15 protein-coding genes are annotated in these 19004 nt (G+C 32.0%); all 15 read left to right on the forward strand.

Translation table 11 applies throughout. The features are described 5' to 3' along the window. Positions 1–30 precede the first annotated feature (30 nt). The 15 genes from Q0358_RS00445 (at position 31) to Q0358_RS00515 (ending at position 18988) form a co-directional block, all read left to right on the forward strand. Entirely contained in the window at positions 31–1536 is a 1506-nt protein-coding gene (locus Q0358_RS00445; RefSeq protein ID WP_299545872.1) for a chorismate-binding protein, read from the forward strand. Next, positions 1533–3152, forward strand: a complete 1620-nt coding sequence (locus Q0358_RS00450; protein ID WP_299545874.1) for a bifunctional anthranilate synthase component II/anthranilate phosphoribosyltransferase — start codon at positions 1533–1535, stop codon at positions 3150–3152. Before Q0358_RS00445 ends, Q0358_RS00450 begins: the two co-directional genes overlap by 4 nt. After that, complete coding sequence (locus Q0358_RS00455; RefSeq protein ID WP_299545876.1) at positions 3152–4657, forward strand: bifunctional indole-3-glycerol phosphate synthase/phosphoribosylanthranilate isomerase; 1506 nt, start codon at positions 3152–3154, stop codon at positions 4655–4657. Before Q0358_RS00450 ends, Q0358_RS00455 begins: the two co-directional genes overlap by 1 nt. Before the next feature lie 136 nt (positions 4658–4793). Next, complete coding sequence (locus Q0358_RS00460; RefSeq protein WP_299545878.1) at positions 4794–5933, forward strand: DUF829 domain-containing protein; 1140 nt, start codon at positions 4794–4796, stop codon at positions 5931–5933. A gap of 11 nt (positions 5934–5944) precedes the next feature. Further along, positions 5945–7318, forward strand: coding sequence for a cytochrome P450 (locus tag Q0358_RS00465; protein ID WP_299545880.1), 1374 nt, complete (start codon positions 5945–5947; stop codon positions 7316–7318). After that, a complete protein-coding gene (locus tag Q0358_RS00470) occupies positions 7315–7668 on the forward strand; it encodes a hypothetical protein (RefSeq protein WP_299545882.1) in 354 nt (117 codons plus the stop codon). Before Q0358_RS00465 ends, Q0358_RS00470 begins: the two co-directional genes overlap by 4 nt. Positions 7669–7744: 76 nt before the next feature. Further along, the gene (locus Q0358_RS00475; RefSeq protein WP_299545884.1) at positions 7745–8521 is read left to right on the forward strand and encodes an ABC transporter permease; all 777 of its coding nucleotides are present in this window, start codon (positions 7745–7747) and stop codon (positions 8519–8521) included. Then, on the forward strand, positions 8518–9189 hold the full coding sequence (locus tag Q0358_RS00480; RefSeq protein WP_299545886.1) for an ABC transporter ATP-binding protein: 672 nt from the start codon (positions 8518–8520) through the stop codon (positions 9187–9189). Before Q0358_RS00475 ends, Q0358_RS00480 begins: the two co-directional genes overlap by 4 nt. Continuing rightward, positions 9179–10294: a capsule biosynthesis protein gene (locus Q0358_RS00485; protein ID WP_299545888.1), complete on the forward strand. Its 1116-nt coding sequence runs from the start codon at positions 9179–9181 to the stop codon at positions 10292–10294. The genes Q0358_RS00480 and Q0358_RS00485 overlap by 11 nt, the downstream gene beginning before the upstream one ends. A gap of 1 nt (position 10295) precedes the next feature. Further along, positions 10296–11951 (forward strand): polysaccharide biosynthesis/export family protein, encoded by a 1656-nt coding sequence (locus Q0358_RS00490; RefSeq protein ID WP_299545890.1) that lies wholly within the window; start codon positions 10296–10298, stop codon positions 11949–11951. Positions 11952–11973: 22 nt separating this feature from the next. After that, complete coding sequence (locus Q0358_RS00495; RefSeq protein WP_299545892.1) at positions 11974–13359, forward strand: bifunctional cytidylyltransferase/SDR family oxidoreductase; 1386 nt, start codon at positions 11974–11976, stop codon at positions 13357–13359. A 43-nt stretch (positions 13360–13402) separates the two neighbouring features. After that, positions 13403–14533, forward strand: coding sequence for a CDP-glycerol glycerophosphotransferase family protein (locus tag Q0358_RS00500; RefSeq protein WP_299545894.1), 1131 nt, complete (start codon positions 13403–13405; stop codon positions 14531–14533). Continuing rightward, positions 14521–15534: a hypothetical protein gene (locus tag Q0358_RS00505; RefSeq protein ID WP_299545896.1), complete on the forward strand. Its 1014-nt coding sequence runs from the start codon at positions 14521–14523 to the stop codon at positions 15532–15534. The genes Q0358_RS00500 and Q0358_RS00505 overlap by 13 nt, the downstream gene beginning before the upstream one ends. Then, positions 15531–16616 carry a hypothetical protein gene (locus Q0358_RS00510; RefSeq protein WP_299545898.1) on the forward strand — a complete coding sequence of 362 codons (1086 nt, stop codon included), beginning with the start codon at positions 15531–15533 and terminating at the stop codon, positions 16614–16616. Before Q0358_RS00505 ends, Q0358_RS00510 begins: the two co-directional genes overlap by 4 nt. A gap of 68 nt (positions 16617–16684) precedes the next feature. Beyond that, the gene (locus tag Q0358_RS00515) at positions 16685–18988 is read left to right on the forward strand and encodes a discoidin domain-containing protein (RefSeq protein ID WP_299545900.1); all 2304 of its coding nucleotides are present in this window, start codon (positions 16685–16687) and stop codon (positions 18986–18988) included. Positions 18989–19004: the final 16 nt, after the last annotated feature.

The raw sequence follows: 19004 nt of genomic DNA on the forward strand, positions 1-19004 counted from the left end.
TTTCGCCCAAATTTTTTTAAAAGACTAATGATGTTTGCATTTTTACAACAATCTAATAATCAAGGCGCAAAAGCGCAAATTAAAATTCAAAAAATCTCTGCTTCAAAGCTTACGCCTTTAATGGTATGTGAGTCTTTACAGGCACCTGTGTTGTTGGAATCTGCGTTTTTAACAACAGGAAAGGGGAGATTTTCTTTGTTGATTACACAAGAGGCTTTTAGAGTTATAAAAGAAGATTCTCAATATTTTTTGCAAAAAGATTTCAACAAATATCCACTAAATTCTTTAGAAAAAATTCATAACATTGTTTTGCCAAAAAATCCAAAATTTCTTGATGTTTTAGAATCTTTTATGGCACTTGCACCACAAATTAATGCAAGGACTTTTTCGGAAGATTTGAGCTTCTTGCCATTGCCATTAGGTGGTGTTGGGTATTTAGGATATGAGTTTTTTAGTGAGATTGAAGAAGTGAAATTTCAAAAACCACCATTGTATCAAGCAAGTGAAAATGCTTTTATTTTTGGGAGAGAGTTTGTTATTTTTGATCATTTTTATGAAATGCTTTATGCTGTTAATGTTGTGTATGAAAATGAAGTGCAAGATTTTGATTTAGAAAAATGTAGCAAAGATTTATTAGATAAACTAAAGAAGATTGAAATCCCAAAAAAAGAGAATAGAGATTATAAAACAGCGATAAATTCTAAAGATAAAGAATTGTATTTTACGCAAATGGTAGAATCGTTAAAAAATGAGATTTATGTAGGAAATTTGCTACAATGCGTGCCAAGTCAAAGTCTTCAGATTGTAAGTGATTTACCACCTTTGCAAGCTTATGAGAATTTAAGAGCTAGTAATCCTAGTCCTTATATGTATTATTTTGACTTTGGAGAGTATCAAATTATAGGGAGTTCTCCAGAGGTTCTTATTAAGGTGCAAAGCGATAATGAAGAAAATTTTGCTTTACTTACTACACGTCCAATTGCAGGCACACGCCCAAGAGGAAAAAATGCCCTAGAAGATTCCAAATTTGAAGAAGAATTAAAAGAGAATATCAAAGAAAATGCTGAACATTTAATGTTGTTAGATTTAGGGCGTAATGACATTAGTAAAGTTGCATTGCCAAATAGCGTGCGTGTAACACAAGAAAAAGCCATAGAAAAATATGCACGCGTTATGCATTTAGTTTCTGAAGTGCAGGGCAAAATGGATTTAAAACTGCATAAAAAAACAGATGCTTTACTTGCTGCATTTCCAGCAGGAACAGTAAGTGGTGCGCCAAAAATTCAAGCAATAAAAACCATAGAGAATTTAGAATCTAATAAGCGTGGAATTTATGCAGGGGCGATTGGATATTTTTCTAAAAATGGTGATATGGATTTTGCAATCACAATTCGCACAGCCATCTATCAAAAAGGTGTATATTATTTGCAAGCAGGTGCGGGTGTTGTATATGATTCTATTCCGAGTGAAGAATACAAAGAAACGCAAAACAAAATGTTATCTTTAGTTGAAGCAATTATGGGAAATAAACAATGATACTTTTAATTGATAATTACGATTCCTTTACTTTTAATATTTATCAAGCCTTTAGCGCACTTGGTTATCCTATCAAAGTTGTGCGTTGTGATAAAACGAGTCTTAAAGACATTCAAGCATTTAATCCAAGTTATATCATTTTAGGTCCGGGTCCTAAGTCGCCTAAGGATTCTAAGCTTAACATTGAAATTGTGCAAACTTTCAAAGGCGTTTATCCAATTTTAGGGATTTGCTTAGGACATCAAGCGATTTTAGCAGCCTTTGGAGTGGAGATTGTTAATGCAAAAAATATAATTCACGGAAAAGTTGAACCGCTAATCCATAATGAAAAAGGAGTTTTCCGCCATATTCCGCAAAGAACACCTATTGTGCGTTATCACTCTCTTGTGGGCAAAAAAGATGAAATTCCAGAGTGTTTTATTGTGAGTGCAAGCAGTGAAGATGGGGAGATTATGGCAGTAGAACATAAGCAATATCATCTTGTGGGCTTGCAGTTTCACCCAGAATCTCTTGGCACAAAAGATGGGGTAAAAATGCTCCAAAATTTTTTACATTATGCAAGAGAGCCTATCCCTATAAAAGAATATTTAAAAAAGACACTCAAGCAAGAGTCATTAAATTTTCAAGAAAGCTATAATCTAATGGATGAACTCACAGAAGGAAATTTAAGTGATGCACAAATTGGAAGCATTTTAACAAGCCTTGAGATAAAAGGTGTGGATTCTTATGAGCTGGCAGGATTTGCTTCTGTGCTAAAGCAAAAGGCAGTGCGTTTTGCGCCTAAGAGAAAGTTTGAAAAGAACTTTGATTTAGTAGGCACAGGAGGCAGTGGCGTAAAAACCTTTAATGTTTCAACAACTTGCGCGCTTTTACTGGCTTCTATGGCTAGAAAAGAAAATTTTGGGATCATTAAACACGGAAATCGCGCAATTACTTCTAAAAGTGGTTCAGCAGATTTACTAAATGCACTTGGGATTAATGCAAATATGGAGCTTCAAAACTCTCTAAGAGCTTATGAAGAGTTACACTTAACTTTTCTTTTTGCGCAAAGATTCCATGCTGCAATGCGTTTTGCAGCTCCAGCACGCAGCACATTAGGGTTTAAGACAGCTTTTAATCTCATAGGTCCTTTAAGCAATCCTGCTCCTATTTCACATCAACTTATTGGCGTTTTTGATAAAAGCTATACGGAGATTATGGCAAAGGCATTGCAGATTTTGGGGATTAAGCGCGCAATGGTTGTTAGCGGACTAGATGGTTATGATGAAATTTCGTTGTGCGCACCTACGCAAATTACCGAACTTAAAGAAGGAGAGATTAAGACTTATATTTTTAATCCTATTGAAGTTGGACTTTCTTTTGTGCCTTATTCTTTGTTAAAAGGTGGCGATGCGCGTGAGAATGTAGAGATTAGTCAAGATATTTTTAAGGGCTTAAACTCGCCAAAGCTTGATTTAGTTGCCTTAAATTTAGGAGCTGCGTTGTATGTGTGTGATTTGGTGGATTCTATTAAAGATGGCTTTTTTAAAGCAAAAGAAATCATTAAAGAAGGTTCTGTTTTTGAGGTTTTAAAATCTTTTCAAGAGATTAGCAATATGCGTTTAGAGGGATTTTAATGGGATTAGAAGTTACGCAAGTTCCTACGATTTTACAAGAAATTTTAGCAAAGAAAAAAGCGCGTAAAATTCGCCATACTACACGCAATGTACCTTTGAATTTACCAAATTTAGAGCAAATTTTTGTGATTGCAGAAATCAAAAGAGCAAGTCCAAGCGCAGGGAAAATCGGAGAGATTTTAGAACCTAGTGCCTTAGCAAAATCTTATTTGCAAGCAGGTGCTTTAGCGATTTCTGTGCTGTGTGAGCAAGATTATTTTCACGGAGATTTAGAGGATTTAAAAGCTGTAAAAAATGCGTTTAAGAATGCTTGCGTGTTAAGAAAAGATTTTATTACAGAAGTGGAGCAAATCAAAGAAACTTATGATTTTGGTGCGGATATGGTGCTTTTGATTGCTGCTGTGTTTTTAGATGGGAATAATGGGGGATTTGCGCGTCTTTTGGAGTTGTATAATGCGTGCAAAATATGGAATCTAACTCCTTTAGTTGAGGTGCATAATGCCTTTGAAGTAGAGTTTATTGCGCCATTAAACGCATCTTTGATTGGCATAAATTCGCGCAATTTGCATACCTTTGATATTGATAAAATTAAGGCATATAATCTTTTAGATTTCATAAAAAGCGTAAATCCTAGCTCTAAAGTGGTTTTTGAATCTTCTTTAAAATGCAGTTTTGATGGTTTTGTGGTTGGAAATTTAGGCTTTGATGGGATTTTGTGCGGAAGTTATTTGGTTAAAAGTGAGAATCCTAAAGTTGCATTAGAGGGGCTTAAAAATGCGATGAAAAAGGGTAAAGAAAGCACAAATGTTTTTTATAAAAACGCCTTTAAACTCTTAGAATCCACATTAGGATTAATTAAAATTTGTGGAATCACAAATGCAGAAGATGCTAAAATGTGTGCTGAAGCTTTATATACATTAAGACAAGAAGATAGAGAGAAAGTTGGTGCACTTGGGTTTATTCTAGAGCCAAAGTCTTTGCGTTTTGTGCAGGATTTAAAAGAGATTTTAAATGTATTAGAAGCATATCCAGATGTGTTAAAAGTCGCAGTTATTAAAGATGATGTGGTGCAAATGCAGAAGGCTTTAGAGATGTATCAAAGTGGTAAAATTGATGCACTTCAGCTTCATGGAGTTACATCGCAGTTTTTTGGTGGGGTGGATTTAAAAAAAGCAGAGTTTGCGTATTATGCAGTGATAAATGTGGAATCTAAAAAGGATTTAGAACACATAGATTTAAAGGAATTACCAAGCCCTTTTATCTTGTTGGATTCTAAAAGTGCTTTAGGTGGGGGAAGTGGAGAATGTATTGATGTGAGTGTATTGGAATCTCTAAAAATGCAGTATTTGTGTGTGGCTGGGGGAGTTGGAATCCAAAATATTAAAACATTGAAACAAATGGGAGCTAAGATGCTAGATATAAATTCTAGTATTGAGAAGTTTGCAGGAAAGAAGGATAAGGATAAATTGCAAGCTTTAATTGTTAATCTTAAAGACTATCTTTAAGGACATTGAAATATCTATAGGAGAGATACAAGACACTAAAGAAACTAAAAATTAAGGATTAATCTTATTGTGTAAAGCGATAAAAAGCAATAGTGAGTTATACTCCAACATTGCGTAATTAAAAGAGAGTTTTTGTATGAAAAAAGAGTGTTCTAAAAGGGATGTGTTTTATATCGCAGGCTATGATCCAAGAGGATATCGGCATTATTATTCTATTTTTAAGAAAAATATAGCCTTGCAAAATCAGATTCTATCTTACGATTATGAGATTTCAAGAAGTCAAATTGATGTGGATGGTTATCCATTTTGGCAAATTAAAACACCAAAGACAAAAATTAAATACACTTTTTTAAATTGGAATGAAATCGTTAAAGAGAATTGGTCAGATAGCATTAAAGATACTTTGCTAGATTGTTTTGTTTTTTTTAGATTTTATGTTATTACGGGATTTTTTATTAAATTTGGCAAAGAATCTTTTTATCAGCTTATTACAGGGTTTTATCCATTTTTTTATGTGCTTTTTAGTGTGATATTTACTTTATTTCTAGCATTTGGAAGTTTGTTTTATTTTTGGGAAAAATTTCATTTTTTATTGGGGGTTATTTTAGGTGTGCTGATTTTACTTTATTTGCCACAATTAATATTTAGGATTGGAAAAAAACTTGCAATATTTTGGATTGCAAGAATTTGTGCATTTAGTTCTAAATGGGAAAGTTATAGAAAAACCTTACTTAAAGATAAAATTGATTCTTTTAGTGAAAAGATTTTTAGGCAATTACAAAAGCATCAAGATGACGAAGGATATGAGGCCATTCTTATTGCGCATAGTGTGGGAACAATGCTTAGTGTCTGTGTATTGGCAGAGGTTTTTAAAAAGTGCGAAAAAGCAAAGCTTGATTATTCAAAGTTAAAGATTTTAACATTAGGAGAATGTATTCCTTTGGTGAGCTTTCATAAAAAAGCAAGAATTTTTAAAAAAGATTTAGAATTTATCTCACAAAGAAAGATTATTTGGTATGATTTTACCTCTATTATTGATGGAGCTTGTTTTCCACAAGTTGATTTTCTAAAAACAAGTGGAATTAATGCCAAATTCACTCCAAAATATTTATCCGCTAGATTTCATACGCTTTACAAACCAAGAGAGTATAAAAGCATCAAGAGGGATAAATACAAAGCGCATTTTTTATATTTATTTGCCACACAAATCAAAGGGCAATATGATTTTTTTGATTTTGTGATTGGAAATTTAATGCTTGAGAATAAAATACAATAAAGGAGTCGCCTATGGGAGTGTGTCCATTTCATCCAAAACCTTATAAAACTAAGGCTTCGACATTTGCAACTTTTTTATTTAAAAGAAGATCTTGGTTAGATGGATTGTATGAGCGTAGTTATAAAATGATGATGGGCAGGGTTAAAATGCCTGGATTTGATTTGTATGTTGTTAATGATCCAAAAGAAGTTAGGCATGTTATGGTGGATGATGTGAAAAATTTTCCTAAAAGCCAGCTTTTACATGAGCTTTTAGAGCCTCTTTTAGGAATGAGTATTTTCACAACTAATGATAAAGTATGGAAAAAGCAAAGAGAGCTTTTAAGGCCTTCTTTTGAGATGACAAGAATTTCTAAAGTTTTCAATCTTATGCGTGATGCTACAGATGATATGATGAGAAAACTTGCAAGTTATCAAAATTGTGCAGTTATTGAAGTGGATGCAATCATGACTTTTGTAACAGCCGATGTAATTTTTAGAACGATTATGTCCTCTAAGTTAGATGAAGCAAAGGGCAGACTTGTTTTGGAAGCATTCGGGACCGTGCAAGAGGAGACAACTAAGACAGCATTAAGAACAATGTTTTGTTTCCCTAAATGGTTTTCTAAGCTTTTAGGCGAAAATAAAAGACTAAAAGCCGCCTCTGTAATTCGTAAAGTTTTGTCTGATATTATTGCTCCTAGATATCATAATGCACAAAATGATCTAGGAAAGTATGAGGATATTTTGTCTTCTTTGCTGCAAGTTGTTGATGCGGAAACTCATCAAAGATTTACATTTGAAGAGATTTTAGATCAAGTCTCTATGTTGTTTTTAGCAGGGCATGAGACAACTGCAAGCTCTTTAACTTGGACTCTTTATATTTTGAGCATAGCTCCTAATGAGCAAGAAAAAGCTTATGAAGAAATTGCTAGGATTGCAGGTGATGGAGTTTTTGAGATAAAACATATCAAAGAAATGCGTTATGTAACAAATATTTTTAAAGAAGCATTAAGGCTTTATCCGCCCGTTGGTTTTTTTGCAAGAGAAACAAGAGAAGATAGGAAAATGCGAGATAAGCTGGTAAAGAAAGGATCGGGAGTAGTGGTTGCCCCTTGGCTTATTCATAGGCATGAGCGTTTTTGGAAGAATCCTCATGAATTTGATCCAACAAGGTACGAAAGCAAGAGTAATATTAAGAAGGATACCTATATGCCTTTTGGGATGGGAGAGAGAATTTGCATAGGGCAAGGATTTGCTATGCAGGAATCTGTGCTGATTCTTGCAAATATTATTAGAAAATATAAATTGGAATTGGAAGAAAGTTTTGTGCCAGATATTGTGGGTAGATTAACAATTAGATCGGCTAATGGAATGCGTATTAAATTTATTAAGAGAAATCAATGAGAGAGAAGTTAGCAGGAACAGTTTTGTTGTGTGCAATTGTACCTTTGGCAATTGTCAGTTATCTTTTTATTGTTATTGTGGGGACTTTTGGAAAAACAGATAGAGTGAGGCAAGGAGTGAGAGCTCTTGATCATTTTGTAAATGCAACATTATTTAATGGCTACGCTTGGGAATCTTTATCTTCGCATGCTTGGAGAGAGAGAAACAAAAAATGGGCAAAAGTTATTATAAGGATTACAGATTTTTTTGATAAAGGTCATTGTAAAAAAGCAAATAAAAGAGAGCAGTCTATTATAGACCTAGTTCTTAAAAAAAAGCTTACAGAGCAAACAATTGGAAAACAATTATAAAATTTGGGCTTTATTAATGTTTTGTAGATATAATGTGCTAAAATGACAACTTTGATTAAAAGAAAAATGGAAGTAGATGATTGATGTTGTGCACGCTCTTTTTTTTAGGGAGCTTAAAACTAGATTTGGAATCAATAAATATTTGGGATATTTTTGGGTGATTGGCGAGCCTATGATGGTAATTTTAACAATTGCTTCTTTGGTCGCTATGATTAGAGAGTTTCGTCATCAAATTATGCCTGATGGGATTCCAATTTTTATGTTTTTGGTTATAGGGATTATTCCATTTTTTATGTTTAGAAGTATAGTTACACAGATCTTAAATGGAATTCAAGCAAATTTAGCTCTTTTTGCCTATAAGCCTATTCGCCCTATTCATGTTTTTATTGCTAGGGCATTATTGGAATTTTGTATTTATTTTACAATTTTTGTTTGTGTTATGTTTTTGGTGGGTTGGTTTTTTCGTATGCATGTGATTCCACAGCATATGTTAGAAGTTATGTTTTCTTTTGTAATGTTGGTTTTATTTGGATTTTCAATGGGAATGTGTTTTGCGATAGCTGGGCATTTTTCTGAACCAATTCAGAAACTTTTTGGATATATTCATGCAATTTTATATTGGACATCTTTTGTTGTGATTCCTGCTTGGATTATCCCAAAGCCTATTCTTGAGTATTTTTATTATAATCCTTTATTACATATTATGGAACTTTTAAAATATAATTTTTTTGAAAATTATCCTTTGTTGGATAATTATAATTACTATTATCCACTTTTTTGTTTGATCATTATTCTTTTTTGTGGGTTATTTTTTTATTATTTTACTAGAGAAAAGTTGATTGCCATAAGATGATAAAATTATTAAATCTTACAAAATCTTATTCTCTCACAAAAGGTGGTAGGCATTATGTTTTTAGAGACTTAACTTTTGAATTTCCTGATAGCTGCAGTATAGGATTAATGGGAAGAAATGGGGCGGGAAAATCTACGCTAATGAAACTTCTTAGTGGTTCTTTATTGCCAGATAGAGGTAGAATTATTATTGATAAAAAGCTTTCTTGGCCCTTAGGTTTATCTGGTGCTTTCCAGGGGAGTCTTTCTGCGAGAGATAATGTGCGTTTTATTTCTAGAGTTTATGGATATAAAGGGGAGGCTTTAAAGGAAAAGGTAGAATTTGTAGAGGAGTTTGCAGAAATTGGTAAGTTTTTTGATGAGCCTATGAAAACTTACTCGGCTGGAATGGGAGCAAGAATTGCTTTTGGATTGAGTATGGCTTTTGATTTTGATTATTATTTAATTGATGAAGCAGGAGCAGTCGGAGATCCAAAATTTAAAGAAAAAAGCAATCGGATTTATAAAGAGAGATTGTCTAAATCTAAGGTGATTATGGTTTCTCATAATGTGTCAGAGATTAAGCAATGGTGTGATAAAATTGTCTTTATGCAAGATGGTAAAGCGACCGTTTATGATGATGTAGATGAAGGGATAGCTGTGTATCAAGGGAAAGTTAATGTTAAATAATTTTTTAGAAAGAGTTAAAAATTTAGAGATTTTACATTCCTTTAAAATTGTTATTATTCTCACTCTTTTTGTTGCGTTTTATTATGTTTTTATAGCAGCGGATCGCTATGTAAGTGAGAGTATTTTAAGCGTAAAGGCAACGACACAAAGTACAGGAGAAATTAATGGTTTAGCTTCTTTACTTAATAATGGCTCTTTATCCAATGAAGATATTTTGTTTTTAAAATCTTATATTCATTCTCTTGATATGCTAAAAATTCTTGAAGAAAAAATTGATATAAGAGAGCTTTATGCAAAGCAAACGATTGATCTTTTTTATAGTGTTGCATTGAAAACTACGCAAGAAGGTTTATTGAAGTATTACCAAAATCGCGTGAAAATCTTGCAAGATGGTCTAGGAGATGGCATTTTGAGAGTTGATGTAGAAGGCTTTGATGCAAAAAGCGCTCATCTTATTGCTACAACAATTGTCAAAGAGAGTGAAAGGTTTATTAATGAAATCTCTCATAGGGCAGCTAGAGAACAAATGGAGTTTGCAGAAAGAGAGCTTTTGCGTTTTAAAGAGAGATATCAAAAATCGAAAGATGATCTTTTGGCTTTTCAAAATAAATATGGAATTTTTGATCCATTAAAACAGGCGGAGGGAAGGTTGCAATTAATAGGAAGCTTAGAAGCCAAGATAGCAACTAAAGAGGCAGAGCTTTTAATGATGCAGAGTTATATTAATGAGAGTGCTCCACAGATTGTTACTATTAAATCAGAGATTGCAGCTTTAAAGAAGCAATTGCGTGTGGAGAAAAATAAAGTTGCTTCTCCTAGAACCTCGCAAAGATTAAATGATCTTGCTGCGCAATTTCAAGATCTTTCCATTGAAGTTACTTTTGCAGAAAATGCTTATACAACTGCCTTAAAAGCTTATGAAACAGCAAGGATTGAGGCTTTAAGAAAAATTAAACAAGTAGTTGTGATACAAAATCCAAGTTTGCCACAAAGTGCGAAATATCCAGAAAAAATTTATAATATCCTTACGGCTTTTATGGTTTTTTCGTTGGTTTTTGGGGTTGTTAAATTTATCAGAATGATTATAGAGGAGCATAGATATTAAAATGAAAAAAATTTTATTACTACTAATTTTTCCTTTGTTGGTGTTTGGTGCAGTAGATGTTTCTCAAATTTCAAAAGTTCAAACAATAGATGCAGTTGAGTCCAAAATGGAATCTAAAACAGAAAATATCACAGACAAAGAAGTAATAAAAGAAGAATCTTTGGTTGGAGTTTTTGGTGAACATTTATTTAATGGAAATTTTACACAATTTAAACAACACATTTATAATCCAGATTATAAACTTGCAGTTGGAGATAGGATTAATGTCAAAATTTGGGGTGCAACTGAATTTTCTAGCACTTTAGTGGTAGATTCTCAGGGAAATATATTTATTCCAATGGTTGGTGCAATTAATTTGCTTGGTGTTAAAAATAGTTCATTAGTAAAAGTTATCACAAAAGCAATCAATAAAGTTTATAAAAATAATGTCTTTGTTTATGCAGATTTGGATATTTATCAAAACATTTCTGTGTTTGTTACTGGAAATGTTAATAAGCCAGGTCTCTATCAGGGACTAAGTTCAGATTCCATTATACAATATATTGATAAGGCAGCCGGTATTAATTTAGAATATGGGAGCTTTAGAGATATACAAATTTTACGTAATAATAAAGTTATAAAATATGTGGATTTGTATGATTTTTTATTAGAGGGTAGAATAGAGCTTTTTCCTTTTAGAATGGGTGATGTGATTTTGGTAGGTAGCGTGCAAGATTATGTGTTTGTTAGGGGTGATGTGCAAAAGCCATTTAGATTTGAATTAGGAAAAGATATTCAGAGTTTGTTTGATATTGCTAAAGTATCTGGCGTTAAGCCCATTGTTACAAACGCAGTAGTCAGAAGCCATAGACAAGATAGACAACTTGTTGTTGATGCCTATGATAAGAAACAATTTGAAAGTGTGAAGCTTTATGCTGGAGATGAAATAGAGTTTAGACCGGATTATATAGCAGAAAATATTAATGTTAATATTGAAGGAGAGCATAATGGGTTACGTTCCATTGTGGTGAGAAAGGGAACAACTCTAGCGGATGTTGCAAAAATGATTGCAACTAACAATCAATCTGATATTAACGCGTTGCAGGTTTTTAGGAAAAGTGTAGCTCTAATGCAAAAGGAACTTATTAATGCACAGCTTAAAGAGCTTGAAACTTTAGCTCTTACAAGCTCATCTGTAAATGCAGAGCAAGCTGCTATTAGGGCGACACAGGCAAAAACGATTTTAGAATTTATTGAGCGGGCAAAACAGGCACAACCTAAAGGACAAATTGTTATTGATGATGTTAGGACATATGCTTCTGTGGTTCTTGAAGATGGTGATGTTGTTAATGTCCCAAATAAAAATAACTTAGTAATTGTGCAAGGAGAGGTATCAATACCCGGAGCTTTTGTTTATTTGGACAAGAAAGATTTGAAGTATTATATAGATTTAGCAGGTGGTTACAGCAAGAGAGCAGATGTTGGAAGAGTTTTGGTTATTAACAATAGTGGAAAAGCTAGCAAATATAATGGCAGATGGAATTCTGCTGATATTAAAGCTGGTGATTCTATTTTAGTGCTTCCAAAAGTAGATACACAAAATCTGCAGATTTTTGGTATGTTGACACAGATTTTATACCAAATTGCAATTGCAACAAATGTTGTGTTGAATTTATAAAAAACCTTGCGGGAGATTGAAGTTGAGAAAAAATGTTGCTGTAATTTTAGCTGGCGGAATGGGCAATAGATTTGGTCTTGATATTCCAAAGCAATTTGTAAAATTAGCTGGAAAAACTATTATTGAGCATACAATAGAAGTTTTTGTTCATCATAGAGGCATCGATGAGATCTGTATTGTTATTAAGAGAGGCTGGAAAGATAAAATAGAAGAAATTGTTGATAAGAATAAGTATATAAAGGTTAAAAAGATTATTTTAGGGGGAGAAGAAAGGCGAGACTCTTCAATGAGTGCTATATTGTCCTATGATAATGAAAAAGAAATTAATCTAATTTTTCACGATGCAGTCCGTCCGTTTGTTAGCAATAAAATTATTGATGATATTATAGAGTCTTTACAGTACTATAATGCAGTAGATGTGGCAATACCTGCTACTGATACTATTATTGAGGCAAAAGAGGGATTTATAACAAACATTCCTCAAAGACAATTTATGATGCAAGGTCAAACACCGCAGGCCTTCAAAATAGAAACAATCAAACAAGCTTATTTGATGGCAGATAAGGATTCTGATTTTATTCCGACTGATGATTGTGGAGTTGTTAAAAAATATCTATGCAATGAAAAAATTTGTGTAGTGATGGGTAGTTTAGAAAATATTAAAATTACACATCCAAGTGATATAAGTTTGGCAGATAAGATTTTTCAGCTTAAAAACATTAAAAATGATTTTGTATATAGTGAGAAATATTATCAAGAAAATTTTAAAAATAAAGTTGTTGTAGTATTTGGAGGAACATCCGGAATAGGTTTGAGTATTGTAAATTTGCTCAAACTTTACGGTGCTAAGGTGGAAGCATTTAGCAGAATGTCAACCAATACAAATATTGCCTTGTTATCTGACGTTGAGAGGGATTTAGATAATATTAATCAAAAATATGGGGCAATAGATTTTGTAGTAAATACAGCTTCTATTTTAGTGAAATCGCGTTTGGAGTTTATGAGTTATGGAGATATTTTAGATACCGTTAATATTAATTATCTTGGAGCAATAAATGTTGCTAAAGCATCACTTCCATATTTAGAAAAAACTTCAGGACAGCTTTTAAATTTTGCTTCAAGTTCTTATACGAGGGGAAGATGCAGTTATTCTTTATATAGTTCTTCAAAGGCGGCAATTGTGAATTTGACACAAGCGTTGGCGGAAGAATTTAAAAGCTCTAATCAAGTAAGAGTAAATTGTATCAGTCCTCAAAGAACTTTAACACCTATGCGTGTAGCTAATTTTGGTAAAGAGGATCCTTCTACTTTGCTAACAGCAGAATGTGTTGCTTATGTTGCAATTAATACTTTACTGTCTGATTTTACTGGACAGATTGTAGAGGTAAATTTGAAAAATAATGAGTAAATTATCCAAGTTAATTAAATCCCCTAGATTATTTTTTAAGGATATGTTTGTAAATCTTAAAAATAATAGAAATGTCCCAGATTTGGCTTGTAGAGTTTTTGATACTGATTTTAAAGTGGTTTTGCATACGGGTGAAATTGGTTATACGGCTTTGGTTCATCTTAACATTTGGTATTCTTATTTCAAAGAATCTAAAGTAAAATTTGTAATCCTTGTTAGAAAGTTAGAAACATTTGAGTTAATGGTAGAAAAGTATCCACAGGCAAATATTGTTTATGTAAAAACAAAAAAAGAAATAGATGAGTTTTTTAATATGTTTTCTGGGATTAAGGCTTGTTTTTATCCTTCTAACACGGGTAATAATATGAGCCTTCTTTATCAGACGCAAATTAAACATATTTTTATTGGGCATGGGGATAGCGATAAAGCATCTAGTTTTCGAAAGTTTTTTAGAGTGTATGATGAGAATTGGATTGCTGGGGATGCTCATAGGGATAGATTTTTAAATGCTGGATTTTCTTTGAATGGTCTGCGGTTTGTCAAGGTTGGGCGTCCAACTCTTAAAGAAGTGTTACAGGAGACAGATTTGGATTGGAGAGAAAGGTTTGGAGGAGATTTAAGGTTGTTGTATCTTCCTACTTGGGAGGGATTATATAAAGAGCAGGATTATTCTTCTCTAGAATCGATAAGGGATAATTTAGTGAAAATAAAGTGTTTACCTTTGGAATTGTCTGTTAAATTTCATCCTCATATGGGTAGCGGAAAAAATAAATTTATAAATCTTGATAAAGAATTGCAAAAAGATAATTTAGCGGATATTAAGTCTGTAGAGGCTAATGTGAGTGAATTAATTAAAAAAACAAATCTCTTTATTTGTGATATTTCTGGTGTAGTTACTGAATGTTTAGCGGCAAATGCCCCTATTTTTTTGTATATGCCTAAAGAAAAAGAAATTAAAATTGCGCAGAGTAATATGCCTTATGAAAAGTATTGTTATTTGTTTTCTTCTCCCAATGAATTATATGATGGCATTAAAAATGTATTAATGGGGAATGATTTTTTAGCGAAAGGAAGGCTTGAAGCGCAAGAATATATTTTAGGTAAAGAAGAGACTTTAAATAATGTTTTTGTTAAAACTCTAAAGCAGTTTGAGGAGGATATGTGTCTAGAATAGTCTATGATTCTACGATATTGCTCCAAAGTGGAGAGAATGCAAAAATAGGATATGATCATTTGTCTTATTGGATTCCAATTTTTTTAAAAGCAAATGTTAAATTCAGTATTTTAGTTCGCGATAAGAATCTATATAATAAATTGAAGACTTATTTTAAATCATGTTATATTGTTTATGCACAAAGTGTTGTGGAGGTTGATGATAATATCTCCAAGTTTAAAAATTTAAAAGTAATTTTCTACTTATCTCATCATTCCAAAAATATTCATTTATTAAATTTTTCTGATTATAAGCACATTTTTATCGGGAGCGAAAATTATATTAGAGATTCCGCTTTATCAAAAGTGATTCGTGCCTATGATGCAATTTGGTTACCATCTCAAGCTGCATTTGAAAAGATGTCTCAAATAGATGGTTTATCAACAATGGAAATAATGAAGATTGGTAAGCCGCAATTTTTTGATTTATGTAATGTAAAAAAGAAAGATAATTTAGTGTGTGTGTTGTCAAATCATAAGAGTTTAATGTCTTTTGCAGTTATGCAAGCAATTATGAAATATGCTTTAAATAATCAGTTTTCTATTGATTTTATAATAACTTCTAAAAAAACTTATATTTTAAAGGCGTTTTATAAACTGCTTGATAGATTGCTTGCCATAAATGCTGTTGAATGCAGAGTGTATCACAAGGTGGAAAATGAAATATTGGCTGGTTGTCAAGGAGTGGTGTGTGATTTGAAAACATATAAAGAAAAGTTTTTAGCGTGTGATGCCCCTATTTATACTTATGTTGCTAGTGAAGTTTTGATGCAGGATTTTTTAAAGAATAAATATATTTCTTTAGATGGGTTATATCTTTTTTCGGATATAAATAGATTTGAGATGTTTTTAAAAAAAGGAGATTTTAAAAGAGAAGAAAGGAAGGCTTTTGTGGAATATTGGATTGGCAAATCTTATATTCTTAATAATACTTTTGAAAAGCTTTTAATGGCGATAAAATGAAGCGTGCTATTTATATAGATAATAAAATTAAAGGTGCAATTAAGCAACTCATTGGTTATTTTATAGAGGGTGTGTTTAGCAGAGATAATACAGAAGTAGTTTTTAAAAGCTACAAGGAATCTTTTTTATATTATAGATGGGAATTGGAAAAACATAAAATCCCATATAGATATTTTTTAAATATTAATAGATTAGATATGAGTAAATACAAAGTTATTTTTTATCTTTTTAATGCGCAGTCAAATTGTAGGATTTTAACTTTTAGAAATGCTAAACATATTTTTGTTACTCATGGAGAAAGTAACAAGATTGCAAGTATAAAACCTATTATAAGGATTTATGATTATGTTGTTTGCGCTGGGGAAGCTGGGGTAAGAAGATATTTGGAGCACAAAATTTTTACACAAGATGATGTTTGTCGATATAGAATTCTTAAGATGGGAGATACTTTTATTGGTAGCAATCCTTATAAAAGATCCTACAAAAAAGAGGGATCTTATATTCTTTATGCGCCAACTTGGGAAGGAGGAATTAAAGCGGAGCAGTATTGTAGCATTAGCGCGGATTTATATGCTTTTAAAAAGATCGTGCAATATGCAAAAATTAATGGACTAAGAAAAGTTATTATTCAACCGCACCCAAATATAGGATATAGAGATAAGAAATATAGAAAGTATTTGGAGCTGGGTATAAGTTTTTTGCGAAAAAACGCTTTGCAGGTGGATATTTTAGGTTATAAGTGCAATGGATTTTTAACAAAACTATTGAATAAGCAAGTTATTGAAACAACTTATCAGATTTACAGAGCTTTTGTTGATGTTTCTGCTATGGAGATTCAACTTTTAAATCAATTAATACCAACAAATATTTTTATAAATCAAACAAAAAATGCAATCGTTAAAGATCCGTGTTTGCAAGATTACTATAGACAAATTGCAGTAAAAGAAAATGGCGATTTTGGATTTGTAGAAAATTTTGATCAAATTAAAGATTTTTATATTGATTATTCTTTTGAAGAACTTAAAGATATGCCAAAGCATAAAAGAATAGATTGGTTAGTAAATTTTGTAGCTAAGGAATAGAAAATGTCGTTATAGGTTTTATCGTTTGTGGGCACATTTGTTTTTATAAAATTAGAAAGGATTTTGTTGTGATTTGGAAAGAAGAAGATGTAGTGAATTTAACAGAGGGCAAAAAAGCTATTCAGAGTTCTGTTAGTAAATGGTCGCGTATTGATGATGCAAATCGGGCAATTGACGCTAGTTTGGAAGATGTGAATTTTGCTTTTCATACTGGATTAGAAGACAATCCTTTTTGGGTTGTGGATTTAGAAGATGCTTATGCGATTGATTGCATAAGGATCACAAATCGAAAAGAATTAAAACATCAAAAAATCAATAAAAATTTAAAAGTTGAATGTTCTTTGGATAAAGAAAATTGGATTAATCTTGATTCAAGTTTGTTTGAATGGACGGATTTAGAAGTCTTAGAGATTAATGTGTTGCAATCCTTAAAGGCTAGATATATTAAAATTTCTTTAAACACTAGAGGGCATTTAGTATTAAGAAGAGTTGAGGTTTTAAAAAGAAAGTATCACTACATTGTAGGAAGTCGTCTTGATGGGCTTGGAATGCGACTTGCCACAATTATAGGTGCAATGTATGTTGCAGAGAATCTTGGGGATGATTTTAAATTTGTTTTGTCTTGGATGAATGGAACAAATGATGATGGAAGATGTGATGTTAAAGGTCAAGAAGGTGTATCTTTTTGTAATCAGATATTGATGGCGGAAGAGATTTTTTCGGATAAGTTTTTGCAGAAGCATTTGATTTCTTCAAAATATCGGTCTCATGGAAATGATATTGTGAACTTGTCCTTTAAAGATCCTAAATCTAGATTTTTAAAGCATAAATGGGGTTCTTTTATCGGTAAAATAAGTCCTCATAAGTGTATGCGTGATCTTGTGCCAGAAGAGGCTTTAAAAGATTTAAAAAGGTGTTATGAAAGCATTCAGTGGTCAGATAAATGTGCGCAAATGATTCAAGATGTGGAGTATATCTGCAACAGTATTATTGCTAGTGATTTTGTGATATTGCATTTAAGAGGGGGAGAGGTTGTTCTTGGGGAATTTAGAATTGCGCCAGAATTATGGATGAATACTAAGCATTTTCCTTATGAGGTTGCAATTGAAATTGCAAAGATGGAATGGGAGAGAAATCATATTGTTATTATTGGGCAAGATTTTAAGTCTAATCAGATTTTAGAAGATTATTTAAATCAGATTAAACCTAATAAAAATATTCAAATTTATTCAGTGGATTCTCTTATTGAAGGGCGTTATAGTTATACGAATCAAGAAAGAGCTTTTTTTGATATAAATTTTTTAAGCAGGGCAAAAAAAATTTATTCTACGGGTTCTTCTGTATTCTCAAATACGGCAAGTATGATTGCAGGAAAAGAACTTATTTGTTCTTTTTATGATATTTATAATAATGAAGAACTTTATGATATTATTCAAAAGAATATTCATTGCTTAGAGATTGGAAATTTACATAGAGCATATTGTTATTATAGACTTTATGCTTTTGCAAAAAAGCTTAACAAGTCATTTAGTATTCAATATAAATGGTTATCTAAGGCAATACAAGAAGATTCTGAAAATGATTTTTATAGAGTTGCTATGGTGGATTTGCTATTTGCAAAAAAGGATTTAAAAGCAGCAGATGCTTATTTAAAAACAGAATGTCTAAATAGAGAGCATTTTTTTGAAGCGATTTGGGGATTACATAATATTATGAATAAATGGGCTTTTCCTATTTATGATCCTTTGAGAGATAGATATTTAAAGTTTGCTAGTGCAAAATATCCTTATATCAGCTATATGGCGGCAAAAATTTCAGTTTGCAGAAAGAATTTAGATGATGCTTTGAAATTTATCGATAATTCTTTAAAAGCAAAACCTAATGATCAACAATTTTTATCTTATCAAAAGGAGATAAAGGCTTTATTGCCAAAACCAATGAAACAGGCAAAAGATCCAAAACAGCTTTCTCTGACTAAATTAGAACAATCCTCTAAAGTCAAATCTTTTCATAAAAATAGTACACCTTCTGCTAAAGTTAGAATTCAGAATCAGCTTTCTTATAGGTTAGGGCAGAAAATGATACTGAATTCTAAATCTCTATCTGGTTATATTAGAATGCCCTATGAATTATTATGTGTCATTTATAAATACAAACAAGAAAAGGAAACTTACCAGAAAAAAATCAGAAAAAATCCTTCTTTGAAATTGCCTCCTTTGGAATCTTGTGTGGATTATAAAGAAGCATTGAAATATAAAAATCATCTTTCTTATAGGCTTGGAGAGGCTTTGATTGAAGCAAATAAGACTTGGTGGAAGGGAGGATATATCAAGTTTTTATTTAAATTGGGGAAGATTAAGAATAGGCAATGAATACTTAGTTTTGATA

This window comes from uncultured Helicobacter sp. (assembly GCF_937893305.1).
Classification (GTDB): Bacteria; Campylobacterota; Campylobacteria; order Campylobacterales; family Helicobacteraceae; genus Helicobacter_D.

What these genes read in the sequence shown, in the direction of transcription:
- Q0358_RS00445 (WP_299545872.1), top strand. Translation starts at nt 31, where the DNA reads ATGTTTGCATTTTTACAACAATCTAATAATCAAGGCGCAAAAGCGCAA.
- Q0358_RS00465 (WP_299545880.1), top strand. Translation starts at nt 5,945, where the DNA reads ATGGGAGTGTGTCCATTTCATCCAAAACCTTATAAAACTAAGGCTTCG.
- Q0358_RS00450 (WP_299545874.1), top strand. Translation starts at nt 1,533, where the DNA reads ATGATACTTTTAATTGATAATTACGATTCCTTTACTTTTAATATTTAT.
- Q0358_RS00490 (WP_299545890.1), top strand. Translation starts at nt 10,296, where the DNA reads ATGAAAAAAATTTTATTACTACTAATTTTTCCTTTGTTGGTGTTTGGT.
- Q0358_RS00470 (WP_299545882.1), top strand. Translation starts at nt 7,315, where the DNA reads ATGAGAGAGAAGTTAGCAGGAACAGTTTTGTTGTGTGCAATTGTACCT.
- Q0358_RS00485 (WP_299545888.1), top strand. Translation starts at nt 9,179, where the DNA reads ATGTTAAATAATTTTTTAGAAAGAGTTAAAAATTTAGAGATTTTACAT.
- Q0358_RS00480 (WP_299545886.1), top strand. Translation starts at nt 8,518, where the DNA reads ATGATAAAATTATTAAATCTTACAAAATCTTATTCTCTCACAAAAGGT.
- Q0358_RS00460 (WP_299545878.1), top strand. Translation starts at nt 4,794, where the DNA reads ATGAAAAAAGAGTGTTCTAAAAGGGATGTGTTTTATATCGCAGGCTAT.
- Q0358_RS00455 (WP_299545876.1), top strand. Translation starts at nt 3,152, where the DNA reads ATGGGATTAGAAGTTACGCAAGTTCCTACGATTTTACAAGAAATTTTA.
- Q0358_RS00510 (WP_299545898.1), top strand. Translation starts at nt 15,531, where the DNA reads ATGAAGCGTGCTATTTATATAGATAATAAAATTAAAGGTGCAATTAAG.
- Q0358_RS00475 (WP_299545884.1), top strand. Translation starts at nt 7,745, where the DNA reads ATGATTGATGTTGTGCACGCTCTTTTTTTTAGGGAGCTTAAAACTAGA.
- Q0358_RS00500 (WP_299545894.1), top strand. Translation starts at nt 13,403, where the DNA reads ATGTTTGTAAATCTTAAAAATAATAGAAATGTCCCAGATTTGGCTTGT.